The organism is Defluviitoga sp., assembly GCF_035349255.1.
Classification (GTDB): domain Bacteria; phylum Thermotogota; class Thermotogae; order Petrotogales; family Petrotogaceae; genus Defluviitoga.
This window is the reverse complement of sequence record NZ_DAOPSE010000068.1, coordinates 1-4,382: the sequence shown is the minus strand read 5'-3', so window position 1 is coordinate 4,382 and position 4,382 is coordinate 1. Positions and strand designations below refer to the sequence as shown.

Annotated in this window: 3 protein-coding genes; all 3 read left to right on the top strand. The window is 30.1% G+C overall.

Annotated elements, in window-relative coordinates:
* The first annotated feature begins 450 nt into the window (after positions 1-450).
* The 3 genes from xylF (at position 451) to PKN74_RS07990 (ending at position 4,269) form a co-directional block, all read left to right on the top strand.
* Entirely contained in the window at positions 451-1,482 is a 1,032-nt protein-coding gene (gene xylF / locus PKN74_RS08000; RefSeq protein WP_045088027.1) for a D-xylose ABC transporter substrate-binding protein, read from the top strand.
* A 118-nt stretch (positions 1,483-1,600) separates the two neighbouring features.
* Positions 1,601-3,139 (top strand): sugar ABC transporter ATP-binding protein, encoded by a 1,539-nt coding sequence (locus PKN74_RS07995; protein ID WP_472305012.1) that lies wholly within the window; start codon positions 1,601-1,603, stop codon positions 3,137-3,139.
* Positions 3,136-4,269 (top strand): sugar ABC transporter permease, encoded by a 1,134-nt coding sequence (locus tag PKN74_RS07990; protein ID WP_045088025.1) that lies wholly within the window; start codon positions 3,136-3,138, stop codon positions 4,267-4,269. The genes PKN74_RS07995 and PKN74_RS07990 overlap by 4 nt, the downstream gene beginning before the upstream one ends.
* Positions 4,270-4,382 lie beyond the last annotated feature (113 nt).

Sequence of the window (4,382 nt, the reverse complement as noted above, 5' to 3'; positions counted from 1 at the left end):
GCAAGAATACTTGGAAAATATTATCAATCAATATATTTTTTAATGATTAATAAATATTAAGATTTTTCATCCTAAATGAAAGTAAATGTTTTTAATCGTTACTAATATTAGTTGATTGGATAAATTAATGGTTGACTTAAAAAGTTAATTTACATATAATTTATTTAGAAGAAAATTGAAACCTCTTCCAATTTTAAGACTGGTACGTTCTGCATATAAAAATCTTCAACTAAGAAGTATTAATAATAAAACTATTTAATATTAAAATGCTTAACACTAGTTGATAGAGTCTGTATGGTATGGTTTAGTCAAGATATATTCTAAGATATTTTTTAACAGGTTTTAGTTGATTTCTCAAACTTATTTTTATTTATGTTAAACAAATTTAATTTTTATTTACTCTTTTAAATTACATTAAAAACTATATCTTAACAAGAGGAGGGAACTAGTATGAAAAAAGTTTTAACGTTTTTTTTGATATCTTTAGTATTATTTAGTGCAACTATTTTCGCAGCAAAAGATGAAATATTGATTGGTCTTTCTATGTGTGAATTACAACTAGAAAGATGGCAGAAAGATCGAGACATCTTTGTAAATACTGCAGAAAAGTTTGGTGCAAAAGTGATAGTACAGTCTTCCAACAATGACGATCTTTTACAAATTTCACAAGTTGAAAATATGATTACTCAGGGAGTTGATGTATTAGTAATAATTGCTCACGATGGAAACATTATGGGTAGTGTTGTTAAGGAAGCCCATGCCAATGGGGTTCCAGTCATTGCATATGATAGATTACTTATGGACTGTGACTTGGATTATTTCATCACTTTTGACCCCATAAAAATTGGTGAATATCAAGCAAAATATCTCGTTGAAAGAAAACCAAAAGGTAACTATTTCTTATTAGGCGGTTCTCCGACCGACAACAATGCTCACCTTGTTAGACAAGGTCAAATGAATGTACTTCAACCTTACATAGATAGAGGAGATATAAAAATTGTGGGAGATCAATGGGCTAAAAACTGGTCTGCACAGGAGGCTATGAATATCATAGAAAATGCTCTGACCGCAACAAAAAATCAAATTGATGCTATTGTAGCTTCAAATGATAGTACTGCTGGAGGGGCAATCGAGGCATTAAAAGAACAAGGATTAGCTGGAAAAGTCTTGGTATCAGGTCAAGACGCAGATTTAGTTGCTTGTCAGAGAATAGTTGAAGGCACACAAACTGTGACAGTTTACAAACCTATAAAAGATATTGCTACCCAAGCTGCAATTATGGCAGTATCTATTGCAAAAGATGTACATATCATTACAAATGGAAAAGCAGATAATGGATTTAAAGAAGTACCAACTTTTTATCTGGAACCAATACCTGTAGATATAAATAATATTGTTGACACAGTAATAAAAGATGGATTTCATTCGTTAGAAGAGGTATATAAAAATGTTCCAAAATCTCAATGGCCTAAAATTAATTAATTCTTAGTTCATTTTAGGAAAAATAAAAATGTTTAATAATGGTTAGGGACAATCCCTAACCATTTTATATAAAACCCTTTTACTCACTATTTTAGTTTTGATATAAGAGGTGAAATTAATGCCTACTTTATTAAGGATAAAAAATGTTTCAAAATACTTTCCTGGAGTCAAAGCTTTGGATAATATTACAATGGATATAGAGAAGAATGAAATACACGCTATTTGTGGAGAAAACGGTGCAGGAAAATCTACTCTGATAAGTATACTAGGTGGTATATATCCATATGGTAGCTATGAAGGAGATATTTATCTCAAAGATAAAAAAATTGAATTTAAAAATCCAAAAGATGCTGAGGAAGCAGGTATTGCAGTTATTCATCAGGAATTAACTCTTTTTGAAGAATTAAGCATAATAGAAAATATATATATGGGATCACAAAAAGTTAAAGGACTTGTTATCGATTGGAATTCTATGTATGAGGAATCACAAATTCTCTTAAAAAAATTAAAGTTAGATGACCTAAATATTTTCACAAAGATAAAACATCTAGGTGTTGGAAAACAACAGTTAATTGAAATAGCTAAAGCATTAGTTAAAAAAGCAAATATCCTCATTTTAGACGAACCTACAGCTTCATTAACAGAAAGTGAAACAAATAACTTATTAGCACTATTAAAGGAGTTAAAAAAAGAAGGGGTCACTTGTATATATATTTCTCATAAATTAGATGAAATATTTGAAGTTGCAGATAGGGTTAGTATCCTCCGAGATGGAAAACTAATAGGGACTAAATTGATTAATGAAGTCACAAAAAATGATCTAATAAAAATGATGGTAGGTCGAGAAATAAGTCAAATGTTTCCAAAAAGAAAAATTTCTCCTGAAAAAATAATCTTTGAAGTAAAAAATTTTACGGTATTTGAAGAGTATAATCCCACAAAAAAGGTAGTTGACAATGTTAGTTTTAATTTGAGGTATGGTGAGATTCTAGGTTTTTCGGGCTTAGTAGGAGCAGGACGAACTGAATTAATGAGCAGTATCATCGGTTTTTATCAAGGTAAAAAAGAAGGGGAAGTTTTTTTAAACTCTGAGAAAGTTAACATTAATTCTCCACAAGAAGCGTTAGAGCTTGGCATAGCCTATTTATCTGAAGATAGAAAAGGTGCTGGAATAATTTCTAACTTAACTGTTAGAGAAAACATTACAATTGCTTTTATAAAAAAATTTGCCACTTTTTTTCATATTAACAAAGAAAGTGAAACTTTAAAAGCTTTGGAAATAATTAAAGAATTAAACATAAAAACTCAGTCTCCAGAAGTAAAAATTTCAACGTTAAGTGGTGGAAATCAACAGAAAACTTTAATTGGACGAAATTTAGTTTCCATTCCAAAAATATTGATAATGGATGAACCTACTCGAGGTATAGACGTAGGAGCAAAACAAGAAATATATTCACTTATGAACAAATTAACAAAACAAGGAATTTCTATAATAATGATTTCTTCAGAATTACCAGAAATTATTGGAATGGCTGACAGAATAATAGTTCTACACGAAGGTAAATTTATGGGTGAAATTGAAAATTACAATCATGATACAAATCAAGAAGATATTATGTACTTAGCTACAGGAATTAGGGGAGGTAAAGGTGAATGAAGACTAACAAAAAGAAAGTTGATTTAAGATCATATATGATGATTATCGCTCTTCTTGTAATATGGCTTATATTTACTATAATGACAAAGGGATCATTTTTATCTGCTCGAAATATCTCCAATTTATTTAGACAATCAGTTTTTATTTCTCTATTAGCTATAGGCATGGTTATGGTCATCATTCTAGGTGAAATAGATCTCTCTGTTGGATCTATAGTTGGACTTTCAGGAGGTATATTAGCTATTCTTGATGTTTGGAAAGGTATTAATCCAGTTTTATCAATGATTATTACTCTTGGGATAGGGTTATTGTTAGGTTTATGGAATGGATATTGGATAGCTTACAAAGGAGTACCTTCTTTTATTGTAACTTTAGGAGGAATGCTTATTTTTAGAGGCATTTTAATGGGGATAACGAAAGGTATTACTATAGGACCTATGAGCCATTTTTTTACTTTTTTAGGAAAAGGTTATCTTTCAAATTCATTTGGTATTCTATTGGGAATTATTGCATCGATAATGATTATAATCTCAGAATTTCGATCATGGAAAAAAAAGAAGTCTTACAATATTGATTCATCTTCTACCCGATTTGAGTTTGTGAAAGTTGCTCTATACATAATTCTCATAAATTTATTTGTCATTATTTTCAATTCTTATAATGGACTTCCATTCCCTCTTTTAATAATGATTATAATCTTACTTTTGTTTGCATACATCACACAAAATACAGTTTTTGGTCGATATATTTATGCTATAGGAGGAAACAGCAAAGCTGCTATACTTTCGGGAATAAATATAAAAAAGATTACTCTTATTGTTTTTATGATTAATGGTCTTCTTGCATCATTAGGAGGCGTTTTTTTAACATCAAGATTAAATGCTGCAGCTGTTTCAGCTGGAGAAGGTGCCGAATTGGATACAATCGCCGCTTGCGTCATAGGAGGAGCAAGTTTAATGGGAGGTATTGGAACTACCTTCGGAGCGGTTGTAGGAGCTATAGTTATGACAAGTTTAGATAATGGCATGAGCTTATTAAACGTTGAAGTTTTTTGGCAATCTATAATTAAAGGTTTAGTTCTCCTGTTTGCTGTGTGGTTCGATGTGATAAGCAAAAAAAGAGAAGCCTAAAACTATTAATTTTTTACCATAACGTTCTACATACAAATTTTTTAACTAATTATTTGATGGAGGGTACAAAATGAGTGAATATTTCAAAGGAATAAAACAAATTGAATACGTTG

Bases quoted from the DNA above. Each gene is read 5' to 3' on its own strand.
- xylF (WP_045088027.1), top strand. From the start codon at position 451: ATGAAAAAAGTTTTAACGTTTTTTTTGATATCTTTAGTATTATTTAGT.
- PKN74_RS07995 (WP_472305012.1), top strand. From the start codon at position 1,601: ATGCCTACTTTATTAAGGATAAAAAATGTTTCAAAATACTTTCCTGGA.
- PKN74_RS07990 (WP_045088025.1), top strand. From the start codon at position 3,136: ATGAAGACTAACAAAAAGAAAGTTGATTTAAGATCATATATGATGATT.